Raw genomic sequence first — 19828 nt, forward strand, 5'->3', positions numbered from 1 at the left:
TCCATACTAAGAGGATATGAATTTTAAATATTTAGTAAAACTTCTTTGGCACTATCATATATTACTGTAACAGCATATTCCATTTCCTCATTAGTCATAATATAAAATGGCAACCTGGCAATTCTCTCACTAACTAGATTAGTGACGGTCAAATTATAATTTAATCCACCAAGTCTCTGTCCCATAGGCGCGCTGTGTAATGGAATATAACCTATATATGGGCTGACATTTTTTGATAAGCATAATTGTAAGAACTTATCTCTTTGTTCTGGTTTATTAAAATATATCCAAAAAGCGTGATAATTCGAAGAACATTCTAAAGGTATAGTAGGTATCGTTAAACCATATTTTATTAAATCAGTTAATGTTGATTCATACGTTTTATATAGTTTTTCTCTTTTTATTTGTAATTCATCTTTTTTCTCCAATTGAGCAAGTAAAACAGCAGCAAGTAGATCTGACAGAAGAAATGATGAACCTTGATCAACCCAATGATATTTATTTTTAAGCCCATTTAGAACTTTAGATCTATCAGTTCCTTTTTCCCATAAATATTCGCTTCTCTCATAAAATCTTTCATTATTAATTGTAAGCGCCCCTCCTTCTCCACAAGAATAAGATTTAGTTGCATGGAATGAAAATGTCCCTAAATCAGATAAAGAGCCAGCGAATTGGTTTTTATATTTAGAATTAACGGCTTGTGCCGCATCTTCAACAACAACCAAATCAAATCGTTTCGCTATATCATTAATTGTATCCATTTCTGCTACTGTCCCAGCATAATGAATAGGTACTAATGCCCTAGTCCTTGGTGTTATTACTTCTTCAATTAATTTTTCATTAATATTTAAAGTATCATTTCTAATATCAACAAACACTGGTTTCATACCTCTTGAAACAAATGCTGTAGCTGTACTAGAAAAAGTAAAAGATGGTACAATAAATTCATCCCCAGGTTTAGCATCAACTAAAAAAGCTGCCATTTCCAGAGCATCTGTACATGAAGTAGTCAGCAAAGTCTTTTTTATATTAAATTCTTCATTTATTAGTTGATGACATTTTTGGGTATATGGACCGTTCCCATCATGCTTTCCAGTTTTAAAGGATTCAATTAAATAAGATAGTTCAGAACCTTGTTCAGTCATTGGTGGTTTCACAAAAGGAATTCTCATTTTTTATTACCTCCGTAAACATATTGATATAATTCAGAGATTACTGCCATTCTATTTTCTATAGATTCTCCTTCATTTAAATTATTACTATCTTGACCTATTACCTTTCTATAAAAAGCATTTAACATTTCATAGAAATGGTCTGTGGCAGGAATATTAATTACTTCTTTTTGATCTTGTTTTATTATATTTATTGTTCCTTCAAGATCTGCTGGTCTAGAAAAGCCCCTATTAATACTTAAAATCCCTTTACTTCCCCAAATTTTATATTCATTTCTATACATAAATCCAAATCCGTAAGAAATAAAAGCTGAGTGTTTCTTATAGTGAATGTGAATGAAGCCCCTCGAATCAATCTCATGATTATCATTTTTAATTATGTTGAAATCAACATGTTTATATTTTTCATTTGAAATATCTAAGCAAAGACTCAAAGGATATATTAGATTATCTAGTATCGCCCCTCCACCTATGTGTTTCTGGTTCCTTATATTATCATCTGGAAGTTCTGGGAAGCCAAATGATGCTTCTATCAATCTAATTTGACCAATAACATCATTATTAATTAAACTTATAACATTCTGATAAATAGGATGATATACATACATTAGCGCTTCCATGGCTATAAGATTTCGGAATCCTGCTAAACTTATTAACTCACTTGATGTCTCAAGTGAGTGTGTAAATGTTTTCTCCATTAATAAGTGTTTACCAGATTCAAGAATTTTCTTACCCCACTCATAATGTAAACCAACCGGTAAAGAGAGGTATATTGCATCTATATTATCAGAGTTAATTAAATCTTCATAAGAACAATTACCAACTTTGAATATATCTGAGAACAAATCCCCTCTTTCTTCTGTTCTAGAAGCAACCTTTACTAATTCAAATTTATTATTTTTAAGAATGGCAGGGATTACGGATTTTTTTGCTATATTTGAACATCCTAAGATCCCGATCCTGATTGTTCTCATTTATTCAGCACCCCTAAGTCAACACAAGCTATTAATGACCTAGCCTCAATATTAATATAACACTCAAAATCTAATAGTTCTTTTAGTTGGTATAAAGTAATCCATTTATAATTATTGTCAATGTCTATATTGTCTGTAGTATAGACGATCATGTATTGATTTTGTACATGATAAAATCTCCCACCTTCTTCAGATAATCGAGAAGAGAAGATAACATTAGCAGGCTCAGGAGATACAAAGTAATTAATGAAAGGCGTTGTTCCAACGTTATTTCGAGGTACATTGTGTACTGTCGGGCCTAACTCTGTTCCGTATGTTAGTCCTACTTCATCGCACAGCTTAACCAAAAAGTGGTAAGTACCATTTATTATTTTAACTAAAAAGCCGTTAATTTTCATATTATTGTCTGCAACAATTGGTTGACACCAAGTACTGACTTCTCTATTTTCAATTTTCACTCGAAGATATTTAACTTCAAAGTCTCTATTATCATGGGAGTATATGCTTTCATTATTTAGATTCCAACCATAATTAAGTATTTCATTAAGATTAACAAGCTCGCTTGTGTACCTGGAGGAACTTTTTGATTCTTTAATCCAATGCTCTATCTCCTTTGTTGTATGAAGGGCATGTTGATCTGTGAACAAAGAATAGATCCACTCTTTAGAAACTATCCCATCTATTTGCATTAAGACTTCATTTTTAGCTTCTTCATCCCAAGTATCAATTGAAAATTTTAGGCATGAAATTATACTCCTTAAATCCATATTTACATAATTATTAAATTTCAGAAGTTGTACTATTTGTCCTAACGTTAACCAGTAGTAATTTTCTTTTGTAATAAATTCATCATGTTTTAAGATCTTCCCAATAATATTATAATTTCTTTTTTCGAAAAACTTTGAACCTTGCTCAGATTGTAACTGTTTATAAATTATCTTTACTTCTTTATCTCCCAAGAAATATTCGATATAATTAACAGATTTACCGTTATGAACTTTTGTGTAATTACTTTTTGTAGCCTGCACAGTGGGAGAAATCTGTATTACATCTTCATTTCCTGGTTCAATTTTAAACTGCGTTAAGAAATAAGCTACTCCATTTTCAACTTTATATAAAAGACCTAAAATTCCATGTTCCGGTTGATTAATAATAGGTTGTTGTAATAATATTTTCTTAACTTTATCAATTGTTTTTAATCCCGTGATAGTAAAGAATTTACCAGATTGATGGTTTAGGTTTTTATCTTCATCAAAATACCAGCCTTCTAACTCTTCATAATTAATTAAATCGAGAATACATTTTGAACTTTCTCGTTTCTTTTCAAGTTGTAAAATGAGATCTTCAATAGAAAAAACGGCTGAATTAACTATCATTAAACTTTTAAGAAAAGCTTCTATATCATTTTGATAAACATCTAATGTCATATTAGACCACCTTAATATCTAATAGTAAATACTTATGTAAATTTAATTCTAAAATTTTTCATTGGAAAGAAGTTAGAATTTGTATTTTCAATTACTGCTTTAGTAATCTTAATTAAGCCCTTACCGCAAACTATAGTTGGTTGCCCATTGTGCATAAAAATTACTTTCCCTGGCATTCTATTTTCAATTATTCGATCATCAACTATTTCTGCATCAAGGATTCTTATTTTTTGCTCTACAGCATAGCTAAATGCCCCTTTATATGGAAAGCCAACTGAATCAATGAATCGTTTTATATAATGCGAATCCATATGCCAGTTAATATGGTAATCCTCTTCGTCCCTCCATAGACTATAAGAAGCCTGCTCATTATTTTGAGGTATAGAACTTAATTGATCTCCTGAATGTATCTTGTTTATAACCGAAACTATAAGTTCCGCGAATAATTCTTTTATTAAATCGATTGCTTTTTCAATTTTTATAGGATATTCAACCTCAACAGACCTTTGATCTATGATTTCACCTTCATCATATTCTAAAGATGCGAATAATGCCGTTACCCCTACGACTCTTTCTCCATTTATTAATGAGTTAACAAGCGGTGCAAATCCACGATATTTTGGCAGTAATGAATCGTGAGTAACAATTAACTTAGAGGGTAAATCCTTGATGAGCCATCTCCATCCGATAGCAATGCTGTATTTACTATCTAATTCATACTTATCATTTCTTCCAAAAAACTTTATATTATGTTTCTTACATAAATCATAAATATTGTCATAATAGTCGTTTAAAACATTAGAGTCCCTACTTGAAATAACGCAATCTATAATATCAACTCCGAAATTATTAATAACCTTTTCTAGAACATAAAAACCTTTTAAATTCATCAAAAAAAAAGAAACCTTTTGCATATCTATCACCTATTTTAAAATTAATTTTTTAAGATACCATCTAACAGTTTTATATAATCCCGATTCAAACTCTTCCTCTGGAGACCAGAGTAATTCCTTTTTTATTTTTGATGAATCGACAGCATATCTTCGGTCATGACCTGGCCTATCCTCGACAAAAGTAATAAGGTTTTTAAAACTATTTATACTATAATCCCTTCTAATTTCCGGAACTAATTCATCCATAATTTCGCAAATCTTTTCCGTTACATAAATATTAGTCCTTTCATTTGATCCCCCTATATTATAGGTATGACCTGGCTTCCCTTTATGATACGCTATGTCTATAGCCTTACAATGGTCATCAACGAAGAGCCAATCCCTAACATTTAGACCATCACCATATATTGGGATGCTTTGACCTTTTAATGCCTTTCTAATTATAGTAGGAAGCAATTTCTCTTTATGCTGACAAGGACCATAGTTATTTGAACAGTTAGTAGTAACTACATTTAAACCATAGGTATGAAAATAACTCCTAACAAGCATATCTGAACTTGCTTTAGATGCACTATAAGGGCTATTCGGTGCGTATGGGGACGTTTCTGAAAAAGAACCTTCTATTCCTAAAGAACCGTAAACTTCATCAGTTGAGATATGATGAAAACGACATTCATTATTGTTGTTATAATTATTATTAATTAGCGTTGAATTGATCCATGCCTGTCTTGATACTTCTAATAAATTAAAAGTTCCTAGAATATTAGTGTTAATAAATTCATTAGGATTAGCAATTGAATTGTCTACATGAGATTCAGCAGCAAAATGGATTACTGAATCAATTTTATATATTTTGAAAACTTCCTGTAATAAATCCCGATTACAAATATCCCCTTTTACAAACTCATAATTAATATAATTATTACATTCCAGATAATCCAAATTTGCCGCATAAGTTAATTTATCTATATTAATTATTCTATAATTGTCATACTTATTAATAAAATAATTAATAAAGTTTGATCCAATGAATCCTGCTCCACCCGTAATCAATATATTTGCTTTATAATTGGTCATAATTTATCCACACCATTCTCCACAAACCTATTATCTCTTTGATAATTATCCATTTGGGAAATATCTATCAAATACTTTCCATAGTCGTTTTTACTTAACGGAAAAGCTAATCTAAGTAACTGTTCTCTGTTAATATAACCTTGATTGTATGCTATTTCTTCAATACATGCCACTTTAAAACCTTGTCTTTTTTCAATAGTTTCGATAAATACAGATGCCTCAGTCAGAGAATCATGAGTACCAGTATCCAACCATGCAAAACCTCTTCCTAATAACTCTACATTGAGCTTGTTTTTTGATAAATAACTATTGTTAATATCAGTAATTTCAAGTTCTCCTCTTTTTGAAGGCTTAATTTCTTTAGCAATTCTAATTACATCATTATCGTAAAAATACAAACCAGTAACTGCAAAGTTAGATTTGGGGTTATTAGGCTTTTCCTCAATAGACAAGACTTTTTTATTCTCATCGAATTCAACTACACCAAATCTTTCCGGGTCCTTCACACGATATCCAAATACTGTAGCACTATTGGTTCGTTTACTTGCTCTTTTCAACATTTCAGTAAATCCTTGCCCGTAGAATATATTGTCACCCAATATTAAAGCAACATTACTATTACCAATAAAGTCTTCACCAATAATAAAAGCTTGAGCGAGACCATCCGGATTGGGTTGTATAGCATAAGAGATCGATATACCAATTTCAGAACCATCGCCTAATAAATCTTTATATCTCCCAATATCAGTTGGAGTAGTAATTATTAGGATGTCTTTAATACCAGCTAACATTAGCACTGATAATGGATAATAAATCATTGGTTTGTCATATACTGGAAGCAATTGCTTGCTTATGGCCCTAGTCAATGGATATAACCTTGTTCCACTGCCTCCTGCTAAAATTATTCCCTTCAAATCCGCACCTCCAACTCATCATTAAAGAACTAGTTATATTCAAGCAATCTCAGTCAAACATCTTCGATACTTTTTCTTCTTTCATAATCTTCTTCATATCTGATTCAACCATAATACAAACTAACTCCTCAAATGTTGTTTTTAATGGGTTCCAACCTAATAACGTTTTTGCCTTAGTTGGATCCCCTAATAATAGATCTACTTCTGCTGGCCTGAAATATTTAGGATTAATTTCAACGATAATTTCACCTGTTGCTTTATTTATTCCTTTTTCTTCTAAACCTTTTCCTGTCCATTCAATTTCAATACCAGAATGCTTAAAGGCTAACTCTACAAATTCACGCACTGTATGCATTTCACCAGTTGCTATTACAAAGTCTTCTGGTTTATCGTGTTGTAAAATTAACCACATACATTCAACGTAATTTTTTGCGTAGCCCCAATCTCTTAAGGAATCCAAATTGCCTAAAGTTAATTTATCTTGCTTACCTTGCGCAATACGTGCTGCAGCTAGTGTAATTTTGCGAGTTACAAATGTTTCTCCACGGCGCTCTGATTCATGATTGAACAAAATACCGTTTACCGCAAACATATTGTAAGATTCACGGTAGTTCTTTGTAATCCAGTAACCATATATTTTTGCTACACCATAAGGTGAACGCGGATAGAAAGGGGTCGTTTCCTTTTGTGGAATTTCTTGAACTTTGCCATATAATTCAGATGTAGATGCTTGATAAATACGTGTTTTATCTGTTAATCCTAAGATACGAACAGCCTCAAGAACGCGTAGTGTACCTAAAGCATCAACATCAGCTGTGTACTCTGGCATATCAAAAGATACACGTACATGTGATTGTGCTGCTAAATTGTAGATTTCATCAGGTTTTGTTTCACTAATAAGGCGAATAACATTTGAGGTATCTGTAATATCACCATAATGTAAATGGAAATTTTTATTGTTTATTAATGCGTCGGCTTCTTCTTTTGTAAGTATGTCTTCAAGACGTTCATGGTTGTATGACGAGCTACGACGAATTACTCCATGAACCTCGTAATCTTTTTCTAATAAAAACTCAGCTAAATATGATCCATCTTGTCCAGTTACACCTGTAATTAAAGCTTTTTTCATAATATCCTCCAGTACTTTGTTAGATAGCTATTTTGTTTGGGCAAATCATTTATTTACAACTGTCAATTCATTTTCTAAAAACCATTGATAGGCTGCTTGTAGACCATCTTCTAACGAAGTTTGCGCCCTCCACCCCATGTTATTAATTTTCGATATATCTACTAACTTCCTTGGTGTACCATCGGGTTTGCTTGTGTCAAATTTAATATCACCCTTAAAACCTATAACTCTTTTTATTGTCTCTGCAAGTTCTTTTATTGAAATATCTTCTCCAACACCTATATTAACAAATTCGTCACCATCAAAGTTTTTCATTAAGAATATGCACGCATCTGCCAAATCATCAGAGAAAAGAAACTCACGTTTAGGTGTACCTGTACCCCATACCTCTACAAAAGGAATTTGATTCTTTTTCGCTTCATGAAATTTTCTGATTAGTGCTGGTAATACATGTGATGTATGTAAATCAAAATTATCATTCTGACCATATAAATTTGTAGGCATAGCAGAAATATATTTTGTCCCGTATTGACGGTTATAGGATTCACACATTTTAATCCCCGCTATTTTTGCAATTGCATATGGTTCATTTGTTGGTTCTAATGGTCCTGTTAATAAATAATCTTCCTTTAAAGGTTGAGGTGCAAATTTAGGATAAATACAAGTGCTTCCTAAAAACAAAAGTTTTTTTATATTGTATTGGTAAGCAGCATGAATAACATTTGTTTGGATTAATAAATTATCTCTGATAAAATCAGCTGGATATTCATTGTTAGCTATTATTCCACCAACTTTGGCAGCAGCTAAAAATACATATTCAATCTTTTCACTCGTAAAATACTCAGTTACTTGACAATAATCTCTTAAATCAAGTTCCTTACTCGTTCTATACACCAAATTTGTATATCCTTTTTCTTCTAATTTCCTCAAGATAGCAGAGCCAACTAAACCTCGGTGGCCTGCAACATATATTCTTGAATTATATTCCAATTAAATGCACCTCATATACAATATATTATTATTCCATTTTAATTATTTAACTCTTCCAAAACATTTACTTCTTTGTAATTAGAATAGCATATTACACTGAAGTAATATCACCTTTTCTTTCAGGAATATATTGGGATTTAAAAGTCTACTCCATGCTAAGAATAATATATGGCTCTAATAGCGATACACCTTTTATAGAGCTCCATTGTCAGAGTGAAGCCAAGACTACAGACGATGTTAGACGCTGTTCGAATAACACTCTCGCTGACTAGTAAGTTTGCATTTTTAGCAGATTCATCTAGCCAAGTATATTAAGCAACAATTTCCAAGCCACATAATAACCAGTATTCAAACTTGATTAGGCACCAGCGGATCGCGATTGGTATTGGCAGTATTGATATGACACGTCAGGCAGTAGCGATTCGAAAGCCTGTCTAATGGAAACCTGTCCATCGCTGACAATGCCTACAATGGGATAGCCCATTTCAATAATCGGAACGATAAGCATCCGAAGTTCAACTGCGGCCCCACTCTTCATGCACTGAGCCGCAAGAATGGTGCCGCTGAATACTTCGCGGATGACGTACAGCATCTCGTTTCCCTTTTCCGGTTGGACCCCGTTCATGGATAGGATAATTCCACCATTTTGCGTGGTCGTCTCAGCCAAACTTTGTCTGACATGGTCATCCAAGCTTGCGGACAACAACGCTTGATACCGTTCATACAACGATTGTGCGTAGCGTTCACTGGTGACAATGCCGCGTTCATTTAGAACATTTGCAATTTCCTTAACCGTACAGTGCTGCTTGAAACGCATTTCACCAACCAGGTAAAGAACATCGTAACTGTAAGAGGAGTGTTTCATACTTAGTGCTTCCGCTTCGGCTGATTTGTATGTAATGCCAGCATACGGACAACTAGTGTTGGGGCAAGCATAAGCCATACTCCAAGCATGAATGACGCCTGTCAGTGTTGATATTTTCTTATTCCACGCGGTGTGGGAACGTTTTAATTTGACCCCACAATGAGGGCAGTTTTTCATTTCTGGTCTGAAGTACACTTTCTGCGCTGCGCCGAGGCGATGTTTTGAAAGCATAAGAGTCATCTCCTGCTAATCTTGTCCCTTATGTATTCGACAAAAGTAAGGAAAATCCTGTTAGTTAATTATGCTGTCGTAGAAAAAAAGGCGCTTCCATCGGAAGCGACTCTTCTTGGGTTAACCTCACTTCGATTGAAACTTACCGAAAGACTTATACTGTGCCGATGCCATCAGTGTTCTCGTTTGAACTCTGAAAGGGAATAACATCTCCCCGTCCGTCCAGTGCTCTCTCTTCTTAAACACCTCGATGGCCATACAGCGAAAAGAATTCTGGTGAACAGGGGACAACCCCATTCGATCTGGTTGAATGATCTGATCGCCTTTCTCTTGCTCTGAACGCTGTCTCACCCCGAAGGAGACGATCCGATTATGACGGATGTGGATGAACAGAATACCAGAACTAACTACGGAAAGGTCTTCTACTAGTTCGTCGAATACGACTTCTAGTTTTTTTTCGAGCGATGATGGCCCGATCATTCAAGCAATTCCCCCTAATATATAATTTCAATTCCCGTAGTTTTATTATACATAATTTATACAGATTGAAAATACATATTTTTCCTTACTGTTCTTTTACTGTCCAATACTAGCCCGAGCCGCGGCCTTAGCATCAGCATACTGCTGCCTGTATCCACTTAAATCCGAAGTATAGCCATTTGCTTGCAGTTTACTTCCAAAGTCACTCAATAAACTCTCGAATCGAGCATCAAACTCCGATAGTTTTGCCTCCGCTTGGCTCTTAAGAACTGCTTTGCGTTCAGCATCAGCTGATAGAGAATTCAAATAAAGGTCCATGAAGTAATCAATGGCATCGTTCTTCAACGCATTAACAGACCCTTCAAAGGAGGCTTGCAAACTCTCAAAGGACGGCTTCGTTATACCACCGCCCCCTGTAATAGGCGGGATAACCGGAGGCTTTGCAGGTGGCTTGGTATCATCAGGTTTGGTCGGAGCCAAAGTGTCTGCAGATACCGTATAAGTGACAGGATCCCAATCAATCTTCTTACCGATTGACTCACTGAAGAATCGCATAGGAACGTATAAGGAGTTCTCGTAGATCATCCCTGGTAAATCATCCGATGGCTGCTTCTGCTTATCATCGAAAATATACTGAACTTTCTCGAAATATACATCGATCTGGGTTGGATCTGGCACAATGACTGGACCGGCACTCGGCGAGCTGCCTCTAACTTCCCTGTTCAGTCTGTATTCCTGGATCTCGACTTTCTGATGAACTGAAGGCTCTAGCACGGATACCGTGTATGTATTCGCATCCCATTCAACCCCCTTGTTAAGGGCATACGAGATGAAGCGAAGCGGTACGTAAGTGCTACCTTCGTAGATGAAGCCGCTCTGCCCTTCAGGTGGGACTAGCTCCTTACCGTCGAATACGAAGTGCATTGGAGTGTAGTAGACGGAGACTGGCTTGGATATTTGCTCAGCTGTGGCTGAGGTAGCAGTTAACAGTAAAATGCCTGCTAGAAGGCTTGTGAGTACACTGGGACGTTTTAAATTCATCAATTACACCTGCTTTATTTGGACTCATAATCTTTTTGAGTTTCTTGGAACCCTCTACCCGAGCTTAACCCGAGTTTTGCAGCGATTGCAATTAATTCGTTGTATTCGGCTTCTGTTAATTTTTTTAGAATAACCTCTTTTGCTTGTTTTTTCTCCTCTACAGTAACGCCGTCTCCACTCATCTTGACAAAGAGAGAGAGGTCAGAAGGACTGAGTTTTTTAAGCAATATTGAAGAAACCTGTGCCTTCTCCTTCAAAGTAATGTTCTCCTGCACCTGTTCCATTTTTTCGGGTGTAATATTAGGATCATAACTCTTTTGTGAAGGTGTATTGACATTGATGGGACGAGCAGGTTGATTTTGATCAGAGGAACTAGTAACCGAAGTGTTTCCCTGGGATTCAGGCTTCTGAGGGTTCTGACCAGAAGTAACTGGTAGCTGGGGAGAAAGTAAAGCCAAGTTCAAGCTCTCTGTATTTTCCGATTGTGCCTGAATAGAACTGTCCGAGTTGCTAGTTTGAGTGAGGGTTACCTGTTGTTTGTTATTCTTCTCTAGTAAATCTGAAGAACTGTTCTGAACTTGAGAAGATACGATTATAGATCGCAATATATAATCTGTTGCATAATTCATAGATACTGAGAATCCAATAATTAGAACTCCGATAACACCAAACGTCCATAATATCACTTTCTTACTAAATAGCTTTCTCATAACACATCACCATTGTATGAATTTAATATAATACGATTATACATGATTACGAATAGGGCTGTCTAATGTCCATTATAATGGACTAAGACTATCTTAGCGTAGAAAATATAAGCTGTCGGATTTGTATTTTGTAGAAAGGACGAGACGTCTTTCCCCATTTCAGGTGGTCAGCATGTGGACAAACAGCTATTATAACTCAATGAATCTGTTTCCTGCTCTTGCTGAAAAGGCGAAATCGTAGACATACCAACGAAGCCGTCATTGTGATGTCTTGTTCAAGAGGAAGGTCTATCACACTTCCATTCTACGCTTCCGCTGCCCAATGTGTGACAAGACCTTCTCCCAGATTCTGAGCTTCGTCATCCCTTTCACCCGTTGCTGACGTGATAGTCAGACAAAAAAATGGATCGATCGGTTCCTTTGCCGTGCAAATAGCCGGAACTGCTGCCGAGCGAGTATCTGAAGATATGATTGTCCTGACTCCGTCAGGTCTCGAAGAGTATTTTGAGATTTACGGAAATCATCCCTTCACAGAGACATAAAGTTTGTGTCAGGAGTTAAAGTTGCTCGCCTATCGCCAATAGTGTAATTCTTTAAGGACTACAAGGCCGAGGAGGATTAATCTCTATTAAATAAATCTCTTGTATAAACTTTTACTTCAACATCTGCAAGTTCCTTTGAATATCTATTTGAGATAATGATGTCAGATATATTAATAAAATCATCTAAATCTCTTATTACTCTTGAATTAAAAAAAGAATCTTCCTTATATACTGGTTCATAAACTACAACTTCTATTCCTTTAGCTTTTATTCTTTTCATAATTCCTTGAATTGATGAAGCTCTAAAGTTATCAGAATCTGTCTTCATTGTTAATCTATATATACCTACAACTTTTGGATTTCGTTCAATTATTCTACTAGCTATATGATCTTTTCTTGTCCTATTAGCATCAACAATTGCTCCTATTATGTTGTTTGGAACATTTTCATAATTTGCTCTTAATTGCTTTGTATCTTTGGGAAGACAATATCCACCATAACCGAAAGAAGGGTTGTTATAATGAGTACCTATTCTTGGATCAAGCCCGACACCTTCTATAATCTCTTTTGTATTTAATCCTCTAATCTCTGAGTAAGTATCAAGTTCATTAAAATATGCAATTCTAAGGGCTAAATAAGTATTTGAAAAAAGCTTCACAGCTTCTGCTTCTGTTGCTTCTGTAAATAGAATAGGTATATCTTCTTTTATTGCACCTTCAATTAGTAGATTTGCAAACCTTTCTGCTCTTTCTGATTTTTCCCCTACTATTATTCTAGATGGATATAAGTTGTCATATAATGCTTTTCCTTCGCGTAAGAATTCTGGTGAGAATATAATATTATTTGTTTGGAATTTTTCTTTAATCTCTTTTGTATATCCTACTGGAACAGTTGATTTAATAATCATTACTGCATCTGGGTTTATTGCTAAAACGGTTGCTAAAACACTTTCTACGGTTTTCGTGCTAAAGTAGTTCTTTTCAGGATCATAATCTGTTGGAGTAGCAATTATAACGAAATCTGCATCTTTGTAAGCTTCATATTTATCTGTTGTAGCTAATAAATTTAACTCTTTTGTTGCTAAATATTCTTCAATCTCTTTATCCGCTATTGGAGATTCCCTTCTGTTAATCATATCCACCTTTTCTTGAATTATATCATATGCTATTACTTCATTATGTTGAGCTAATAGAACTGCATTAGATAAACCTACATAACCAGTACCAGCTACTGCAATTTTCATAGTTATTGTCCCCTTCTCGCTTATGATGATTTTCGGTTGGAGAGCACACACAGGATTATGGACAAAGGAACAACAAAAGACATTTATTAAAGAGAATACAGACTCTGGGTACCAATTCCAATAACAGCTACATTCATACTTGTCTCCTCTTTGATTTTAATAAAACAGTCGAATTTCTTCTATTAAGAAGAATACTTTTATTTAGTGCATTAAAAGCATAATGCACAAAACACCATAAAGAATATAAGAAATTTAGCTTCATTACATTACGGTATAGCTTCCACGTTTGCTTTGCTGCTTTAATTTTATTATTTGAAACAGAACCTTTAACCTTGCGATACTTAGACAATGTTTCCTTTATTCCATATGCTTTAAATCCCTGTTTTAAGATAAATAACCATAAGGCTGTATCCTGTCTAGACCTAATATCAGGCATTTCAATATCGGCAATTTTTTTAACATCTAACATAACGGTTAAACAACCAATTACAGTATTTTTTAATAGACTATGATAATTTATTTGATTAGGAACAGATACAACAACATTTGTCTCAAAACCATCTTCATTTATTATTGAGTATGCAGTAAATGAAAAGGCAATTTCGTTTTCTTTCATAAAGAATAATTGAGTTTCTAGTTTTTCCGGAACCCATAAGTCATCACTATCCAAAAAAGCAATATATCTTCCTTTTGAAACATTGATTGCTGTATTTCTAGCTATAGCTGGTCTACTATTTCTGTTGAGCTTAATAAGTTAAGTTTAATACGTGTATCTTTTATAATTTCATTTTGAATTATTTCTATAGTATTATCTGTTGAACAATCATCAACAATTATCATTTCCCAATTTAGATAAGTTTGATTTTTTACAGACATTATTGTATCGACAATAAATCTTGAAGAATTAAATGAAGGGGTTATTATCGAAATAAGGTCGTCATTAAGTTCTAAAAATTCTTTACTTACCATTAGTCTACTCCAACTATATCAAAATAAATATTTTTCCATTTATTTTTGATAGATTCTTCGCTAAACTCATCACTATTAGATAATTCAAGTGAATTTAAGCTCATCTTTATTCTCTCTTCTTTATTTTCAATTAAAAACTTAACTTTACTAACTAAGAATTCAAATATATGTTGGTCAAATCTTTCTTTTACTAATGAATAAACCTTCATTCCCCAGAACTCTTCTACCCATTCAAAGTTCTTATCAAAAAAGGAAATCGAATTCTCTATCAAAAATCCATTATACCCATTTTTTACCATTTCAGGAACTGCAAACGTATCAGTAGCTATTATTGGTAACCCCGACTTTAAAGCTTCTAGATAGACTAATCCAAAGCTATCTCGAAACGTTGGCAGAACAAATATATCTGCTTTCGAGTAATATTCTTTATAAAGTTCTTCTCTCTTGAGGTTAGCTTCAACTATCTGAATATTTATGTTGGATTTAATACGATTCAAATATATTTCTCCAACATCATTCTCTTTAGTAACCAAAACTAACTTCAGGTTTGAATAGATTTTAGATAAAGATTCAAACGCAGATACTACCTCTTTTCCGCCTTTTAAGTGAAAAGTTGTTGAAATAAATAATAACATTATCTCGTCTTTATTTTTTTTACTTATAATATTCCTCGTAGATACATAAGGGTTTTTGGGGACTAAAGGATATATATAATCTATTTTTTTTTCCAAGTTCTTTATATCATAGTTATATCTTTTTAAGAAGTTAATAAACGAATATTTACTAGCTTTACTTATACCAATTACCATCTTTAAATTTTTGTGATCTAATAGGTACTGAATTAATGGTTTTGAAAAAGACTTGAATTTATTTGGTTGATAATGTAAAAACGAACAACCATTTTCCAATTCCATAAGATAGGGCATATTAGATAACATAATCCTGTTATAAAGATGAATTAAATCAATATTCTCATTTTTTCGTTTATTCATATATATTTTTGGTACAAATATCCCGAGTTTATTAGACAATTTACTTTTAAGAGCTACATTAATCAATATTTCAGCTCTCTTTTTATAGTTACTTAACAAATATTCGTCTTTCATAGAATCTAATTTTTGCTCTGTAAAATAATTAATATTACGAGGAGGATCAATTAGTAATGCTTTATTTAATAATCTTAAATCTCTTCTTAAATAAAGAACATTCTTATTATCTTTGCTCATGGCTTTCCTCCAAGTTTAGATTTAATAAAATTCTTTATTCTATATAGTAAGTAAATATTTTTATTTGTTAAAGCGATTTGCTTTCTTTCAATAAATAGTTGCTTTTTTAATCTTTCACTTATACCGTCCACCATGTAATCACATATTACCAATTTTATTTTTTGGAATTTCACTTTATTAAGATACATTCTAAGAATTAGTTCATGATCTGCAGCAATAGCAAGTTCAATGTTATATTTATAATGTTTGTGGATTGATGAATTAAAAAAAATTGCCTGATGGCATAAAGTTTTAGTGCTCAATATAAATGCATTTAGATATTTTGGTTGCTTTATTAACTTACCATCTCTAACAATATCACCATATAAATGTCTGTTATTATATCTTTGAATGGATATAATCTCTAAAATTCTCTCATTTATAAAAACATCTCCAGAATTCAAGAAAAACAAATAAATAGAATCCTGGGATAGAGCCAGAATTCCTTTATTCATTGCATCATATATGCCTTTATCAGGCCCTGAACTCCAATAAGTTATAAATTCTTTATATCTATTTATGATCTCTACTGTGCCGTCAGTTGATCCACCGTCAATTATAATATATTCAATGTTATTATATGTTTGCGTTATTACACTTTTAATAGTATTTTCTAATGTTTCAACAGCATTGTAGGTTACAGTAATTACACTTATTTTAGGTAAATTGTTTAATTGTGCTAAAGTCATACTTTTCCAACCTCACTCAACATATCTTAATTTTATGTTAAAAATGCTTTTAGGAAAATTAAATTAGTCTCTTCCTATAAGTTAATATACCTAAAAAACAGAAGAAAAATAAAAACCTACTATCATACAGATCCCCACTAAACTGAGCAGTTATAAGAGAAAATATAGAATTTAATAAAATGAAATTGTAAACTACAACCTGTCTAATTTTGTTTCTATTTAATCCTTTTAATAATTTATAGAACGATTTGTAAGCAACTAATAATGAAATGGTAAAAATGATTAATCCAAGAAGTCCCAATTCAGAACTAATTTCCAAAAAAATATTATGTGGATATATGTCATAAACTGAATAATATTTAAATGAATTAATTCCATTTCCAATTATCGGGTTATTCAGAAACATATCAAATGCTGTTCTATACATGTCATTTCTTGTAATAATAGAAGTGCCTCCAGGAACGTCTTTAAATAAATAAACCATTCTTGTGTTATAAAAAAATAAAATTTTATCATATGAGACAATAAATATGAAAAATAGACATAAAATAATACTTGCCGTTAATTTAACATTTATAAAGACAAGTTTTACTTTTTTGATATTTAGGAATAATAAAAAAAGCAAGCTTACTCCACAGGCAATATACACTCCGCGTGATCCCGAAGCAATCAAATCGATAAAACTTAAACACATAAACATTAACAAAGTTATTTTTGCTAAGGGTTTTAAAGGCGTTACAACATATATATATACTGTTGAAAGGAAACCTATAAACATCATCCGACCGAATGTATTAGGCCCACCTCCAAGTGCAGTCATTCTGCCTCCATTAAAAGATATGAGTCCTGGCAAAGCTGAAATCACAAGAATAACACTAACCAAAAAAAAACCAAAGATGAGATTTTCTAAATTATCTTTCGAATTTATATTTAACATAGAAAGAATACATATCAGGATAACTATTGAAAATTCAATCAATTTTCGGTATCCTTCAATTACGTTAGGAGTGTTTAACATAGCTAACAGTAATACGATAAAAAAAAGTGTTATTGTTATCTCATAAATACCATAACTTATTTGTGATTTATTATATCTAAGTCCAGCAATTGTAAGTATAACAATTGAAGAAATAATTAATAAGACAAGTCCTAAATCTAGGTTTATATCAATACCTATTCTTTCCAGAGAACTTCTTCCAGCAAACAAAGCAAAAGGAATATATAAACACGGGTCTAAAAATCTTTTATATAATTTCATATGTAATGGCACCTTTAGTATATTTCTTAGATCTATAAATAGTTAATGCAATCCCTCAAAGTGGTGTGTGAACTAAATCTATTTCTGTAAGCCGTGTATTATCTTTTTTTCAAATCATATAGATTACTCCTAAGTTTTTATCTATAGCCTTAATAACAGAGAAACAAGTTAAGTAAATTATCTTTAAATCAAAACTTAATTTTTTATTTTTCAGATAATACTCATCAAATTAGCTTTTTCCTGGACACTAATCTCATCTCTTCCGTTGATTTGAGCCCAACCTGTTATCCCTGGAAGCAACGTATGCACATTTCTTTTAGTTCGTTCTTTGATTAAATCTTCTTGGTTATATAGTGCGGACCTACCAAACACATTTCACCTTTTAGAATATTTAATAATTGAGGAATTTCATCTAAACTCATTTTCCTTAAAATTTCACCAATTTTTGTCACGTAATCTGATGGTTTAATTAAGTGGGTTGGTATAACCGGGGTCCCAGTTTTCATAGTTCTAAACTTGTACAAAGTAAAATAAGTGTTATTTTTCCCCACTCTTTTTTGCTTAAAAAATACAGGACCCGGAGAATCGATAATAATTACTAATGAGATTATTAACAAAATAGGAATAAAAAAATAACTGCTGAAATTGCTAAAATTAGATCAAACAACCTTTTCATTATATTCTCCTTATCACAATCTCACTTTTTCTATGCTCTAACTATCCTTGGGCTCTTTATAATTATTATTATTTGTGATTTCTCTATTTATCTATTACCTTGTACTCTCCGCCTTCTCCCAGAATGGCTTTGCCCTTCCAGTCAATATGTTATAAACCCCTACCCATTGTGCAAATATTGTAATACAGTAGTAATAAATTAAAGTCAAATATTTATTGTTTGATCTAGTAAACACTCGAACAAGTGCTAAGGAATAAAACAGCACCTGTCCAGCTATAGACACAGCATAAACCCATGATTCTAGCATAAGAAAGGCATTGGATATTAATAGCATTAAATGTGAAATCCACAATAAATATCTACATGTCCTATGTCCAAAATAAAAATATGAAAACCACTTATATTTATATATGTTAAGTATCCTTGCATCAGGTAAAATATTTTTTAGAATTACCCTATTCATTCTTACTTTCCGACCAAACTCATCTTCAATTACTTCTCCAGCCTTCTCATAAGCTATAGCATCGTGATTAGCAATTGCCCTTTTACCTTCAAGCGCATAGAAAGGCGGCATTGCACTGTCATGACATTCAATTGGATTGAAATCATAATATTCCTCTGTCCTACAGGCATATAATGCTCCATTTCCAGCCGTTATAGTTTGAATTCTTCCTTCTATTTCGCGTATAGCCAGATCACTATCCCAATAACTAGCCTCAGCACCACTCACATCACTAGATTCAGAATTTATAATAGACAATCTCCCTGAAACATAAGCAATATCATCTGATGTAAAGGCCACCATGAGTTCTTTTACAGAATTTTTGCCCATAATAGAATTTGCATCAGTCATAACTAGATATGCAGTTGTAACTGTTTTTTGGGCTTCATTTTGAGCGTTTGTTTTTCCTTTACGAGCCTTCACCTCATAAAGCCGTATCTTATGATCTTGATGGTTTTTTATAAATTGTTTAACAATTTCATTTGTTCTGTCTGTACTATTATCAGAAGCTATCAAAAATTCTATTTTGTCTTGAGGATAATCTGAATCAATAATGTTATTTAGTTTGTCTAAAATTACTTTTTCTTCATTATGAGCTACTACCATAACCGTTACCGTAGGTCGATGAGAATAATCTTTTTTAAGTTTTCGATTCTTATATAAATTACCAATTAGCTTTAAAGATATTGGATAGCCAATCATTGCCCATACTATAATAAATCCACTAATATAAAATAGAGTTTTTAAGAATAATTCCATGTTATTTCTCCTCAAATTATAT

The 19828-nt window shown here is 32.8% G+C and carries 19 protein-coding genes and 1 pseudogene; all 20 read right to left on the bottom strand.

Translation table 11 applies throughout. The features are described from left to right. Nucleotides 1–23: 23 nt before the first annotated feature. The 20 genes and pseudogenes from rffA to AC58QD_RS27455 all read right to left on the bottom strand — a co-directional run bounded on the left by rffA (nt 24) and on the right by AC58QD_RS27455 (nt 19806). Nucleotides 24–1172 (bottom strand): dTDP-4-amino-4,6-dideoxygalactose transaminase, encoded by a 1149-nt coding sequence (gene rffA / locus AC58QD_RS27360; RefSeq protein WP_497338208.1) that lies wholly within the window; start codon nt 1170–1172, stop codon nt 24–26. After that, entirely contained in the window at nt 1169–2146 is a 978-nt protein-coding gene (locus tag AC58QD_RS27365; RefSeq protein WP_497338209.1) for a Gfo/Idh/MocA family protein, read from the bottom strand. The genes rffA and AC58QD_RS27365 overlap by 4 nt, the downstream gene beginning before the upstream one ends. Then, on the bottom strand, nt 2143–3573 hold the full coding sequence (locus AC58QD_RS27370; RefSeq protein ID WP_497338210.1) for an NDP-hexose 2,3-dehydratase family protein: 1431 nt from the start codon (nt 3571–3573) through the stop codon (nt 2143–2145). The genes AC58QD_RS27365 and AC58QD_RS27370 overlap by 4 nt, the downstream gene beginning before the upstream one ends. A gap of 32 nt (nt 3574–3605) precedes the next feature. Beyond that, on the bottom strand, nt 3606–4487 hold the full coding sequence (locus AC58QD_RS27375) for a methionyl-tRNA formyltransferase (RefSeq protein WP_497338211.1): 882 nt from the start codon (nt 4485–4487) through the stop codon (nt 3606–3608). A 9-nt stretch (nt 4488–4496) separates the two neighbouring features. Next, on the bottom strand, nt 4497–5543 hold the full coding sequence (rfbB, locus tag AC58QD_RS27380) for a dTDP-glucose 4,6-dehydratase (protein ID WP_497338212.1): 1047 nt from the start codon (nt 5541–5543) through the stop codon (nt 4497–4499). After that, nucleotides 5540–6457 carry a glucose-1-phosphate thymidylyltransferase RfbA gene (rfbA, locus tag AC58QD_RS27385; RefSeq protein WP_497338213.1) on the bottom strand — a complete coding sequence of 306 codons (918 nt, stop codon included), beginning with the start codon at nt 6455–6457 and terminating at the stop codon, nt 5540–5542. The genes rfbB and rfbA overlap by 4 nt, the downstream gene beginning before the upstream one ends. Before the next feature lie 49 nt (nt 6458–6506). Then, nucleotides 6507–7586 (bottom strand): GDP-mannose 4,6-dehydratase, encoded by a 1080-nt coding sequence (gmd, locus tag AC58QD_RS27390; RefSeq protein WP_497338214.1) that lies wholly within the window; start codon nt 7584–7586, stop codon nt 6507–6509. A 45-nt stretch (nt 7587–7631) separates the two neighbouring features. After that, nucleotides 7632–8576 carry a GDP-L-fucose synthase gene (gene fcl, locus AC58QD_RS27395; RefSeq protein WP_497338215.1) on the bottom strand — a complete coding sequence of 315 codons (945 nt, stop codon included), beginning with the start codon at nt 8574–8576 and terminating at the stop codon, nt 7632–7634. Between the two features lie 358 nt (nt 8577–8934). Continuing rightward, complete coding sequence (locus tag AC58QD_RS27400; protein WP_497338216.1) at nt 8935–9672, bottom strand: transposase; 738 nt, start codon at nt 9670–9672, stop codon at nt 8935–8937. 126 nt (nt 9673–9798) lie between these two features. Next, nucleotides 9799–10152, bottom strand: coding sequence for a hypothetical protein (locus tag AC58QD_RS27405; protein WP_497338217.1), 354 nt, complete (start codon nt 10150–10152; stop codon nt 9799–9801). Nucleotides 10153–10248: 96 nt separating this feature from the next. Continuing rightward, nucleotides 10249–11193 carry a copper amine oxidase N-terminal domain-containing protein gene (locus AC58QD_RS27410; RefSeq protein ID WP_497338218.1) on the bottom strand — a complete coding sequence of 315 codons (945 nt, stop codon included), beginning with the start codon at nt 11191–11193 and terminating at the stop codon, nt 10249–10251. Nucleotides 11194–11207: 14 nt separating this feature from the next. Beyond that, on the bottom strand, nt 11208–11903 hold the full coding sequence (locus tag AC58QD_RS27415; RefSeq protein ID WP_497338219.1) for a hypothetical protein: 696 nt from the start codon (nt 11901–11903) through the stop codon (nt 11208–11210). Nucleotides 11904–12521: 618 nt separating this feature from the next. Continuing rightward, nucleotides 12522–13688 carry a nucleotide sugar dehydrogenase gene (locus AC58QD_RS27420; protein WP_497338220.1) on the bottom strand — a complete coding sequence of 389 codons (1167 nt, stop codon included), beginning with the start codon at nt 13686–13688 and terminating at the stop codon, nt 12522–12524. 133 nt (nt 13689–13821) lie between these two features. Further along, nucleotides 13822–14657 (bottom strand): annotated as a pseudogene (locus AC58QD_RS27425) (glycosyltransferase family 2 protein). Next, nucleotides 14657–15883, bottom strand: a complete 1227-nt coding sequence (locus tag AC58QD_RS27430) for a glycosyltransferase family 4 protein (protein ID WP_497338221.1) — start codon at nt 15881–15883, stop codon at nt 14657–14659. The pseudogene AC58QD_RS27425 and the gene AC58QD_RS27430 overlap by 1 nt, the downstream one beginning before the upstream one ends. After that, the gene (locus tag AC58QD_RS27435) at nt 15880–16611 is read right to left on the bottom strand and encodes a glycosyltransferase family 2 protein (protein ID WP_497338222.1); all 732 of its coding nucleotides are present in this window, start codon (nt 16609–16611) and stop codon (nt 15880–15882) included. The genes AC58QD_RS27430 and AC58QD_RS27435 overlap by 4 nt, the downstream gene beginning before the upstream one ends. Before the next feature lie 58 nt (nt 16612–16669). After that, on the bottom strand, nt 16670–17869 hold the full coding sequence (locus AC58QD_RS27440) for an O-antigen ligase family protein (protein WP_497338223.1): 1200 nt from the start codon (nt 17867–17869) through the stop codon (nt 16670–16672). Between the two features lie 210 nt (nt 17870–18079). Continuing rightward, nucleotides 18080–18241, bottom strand: coding sequence for a sugar transferase (locus AC58QD_RS27445; RefSeq protein WP_497338224.1), 162 nt, complete (start codon nt 18239–18241; stop codon nt 18080–18082). After that, nucleotides 18202–18486 (bottom strand): sugar transferase, encoded by a 285-nt coding sequence (locus AC58QD_RS27450; protein ID WP_497338225.1) that lies wholly within the window; start codon nt 18484–18486, stop codon nt 18202–18204. Before AC58QD_RS27450 ends, AC58QD_RS27445 begins: the two co-directional genes overlap by 40 nt. A gap of 153 nt (nt 18487–18639) precedes the next feature. Next, the gene (locus AC58QD_RS27455; RefSeq protein ID WP_497338226.1) at nt 18640–19806 is read right to left on the bottom strand and encodes a glycosyltransferase family 2 protein; all 1167 of its coding nucleotides are present in this window, start codon (nt 19804–19806) and stop codon (nt 18640–18642) included. Nucleotides 19807–19828: the final 22 nt, after the last annotated feature.

Source organism: Paenibacillus sp. J2R1T-4, from assembly GCF_059692235.1.

Coding starts and splice junctions, on each gene's coding strand:
- rffA (WP_497338208.1), bottom strand. CDS start 1,172: ATGAGAATTCCTTTTGTGAAACCACCAATGACTGAACAAGGTTCTGAA.
- AC58QD_RS27365 (WP_497338209.1), bottom strand. CDS start 2,146: ATGAGAACAATCAGGATCGGGATCTTAGGATGTTCAAATATAGCAAAA.
- AC58QD_RS27370 (WP_497338210.1), bottom strand. CDS start 3,573: ATGACATTAGATGTTTATCAAAATGATATAGAAGCTTTTCTTAAAAGT.
- AC58QD_RS27375 (WP_497338211.1), bottom strand. CDS start 4,487: ATGCAAAAGGTTTCTTTTTTTTTGATGAATTTAAAAGGTTTTTATGTT.
- rfbB (WP_497338212.1), bottom strand. CDS start 5,543: ATGACCAATTATAAAGCAAATATATTGATTACGGGTGGAGCAGGATTC.
- gmd (WP_497338214.1), bottom strand. CDS start 7,586: ATGAAAAAAGCTTTAATTACAGGTGTAACTGGACAAGATGGATCATAT.
- AC58QD_RS27400 (WP_497338216.1), bottom strand. CDS start 9,672: ATGCTTTCAAAACATCGCCTCGGCGCAGCGCAGAAAGTGTACTTCAGA.
- AC58QD_RS27405 (WP_497338217.1), bottom strand. CDS start 10,152: ATGATCGGGCCATCATCGCTCGAAAAAAAACTAGAAGTCGTATTCGAC.
- AC58QD_RS27410 (WP_497338218.1), bottom strand. CDS start 11,193: ATGAATTTAAAACGTCCCAGTGTACTCACAAGCCTTCTAGCAGGCATT.
- AC58QD_RS27415 (WP_497338219.1), bottom strand. CDS start 11,903: ATGAGAAAGCTATTTAGTAAGAAAGTGATATTATGGACGTTTGGTGTT.
- AC58QD_RS27420 (WP_497338220.1), bottom strand. CDS start 13,688: ATGAAAATTGCAGTAGCTGGTACTGGTTATGTAGGTTTATCTAATGCA.
- AC58QD_RS27430 (WP_497338221.1), bottom strand. CDS start 15,883: ATGAGCAAAGATAATAAGAATGTTCTTTATTTAAGAAGAGATTTAAGA.
- AC58QD_RS27435 (WP_497338222.1), bottom strand. CDS start 16,611: ATGACTTTAGCACAATTAAACAATTTACCTAAAATAAGTGTAATTACT.
- AC58QD_RS27440 (WP_497338223.1), bottom strand. CDS start 17,869: ATGAAATTATATAAAAGATTTTTAGACCCGTGTTTATATATTCCTTTT.
- AC58QD_RS27455 (WP_497338226.1), bottom strand. CDS start 19,806: ATGGAATTATTCTTAAAAACTCTATTTTATATTAGTGGATTTATTATA.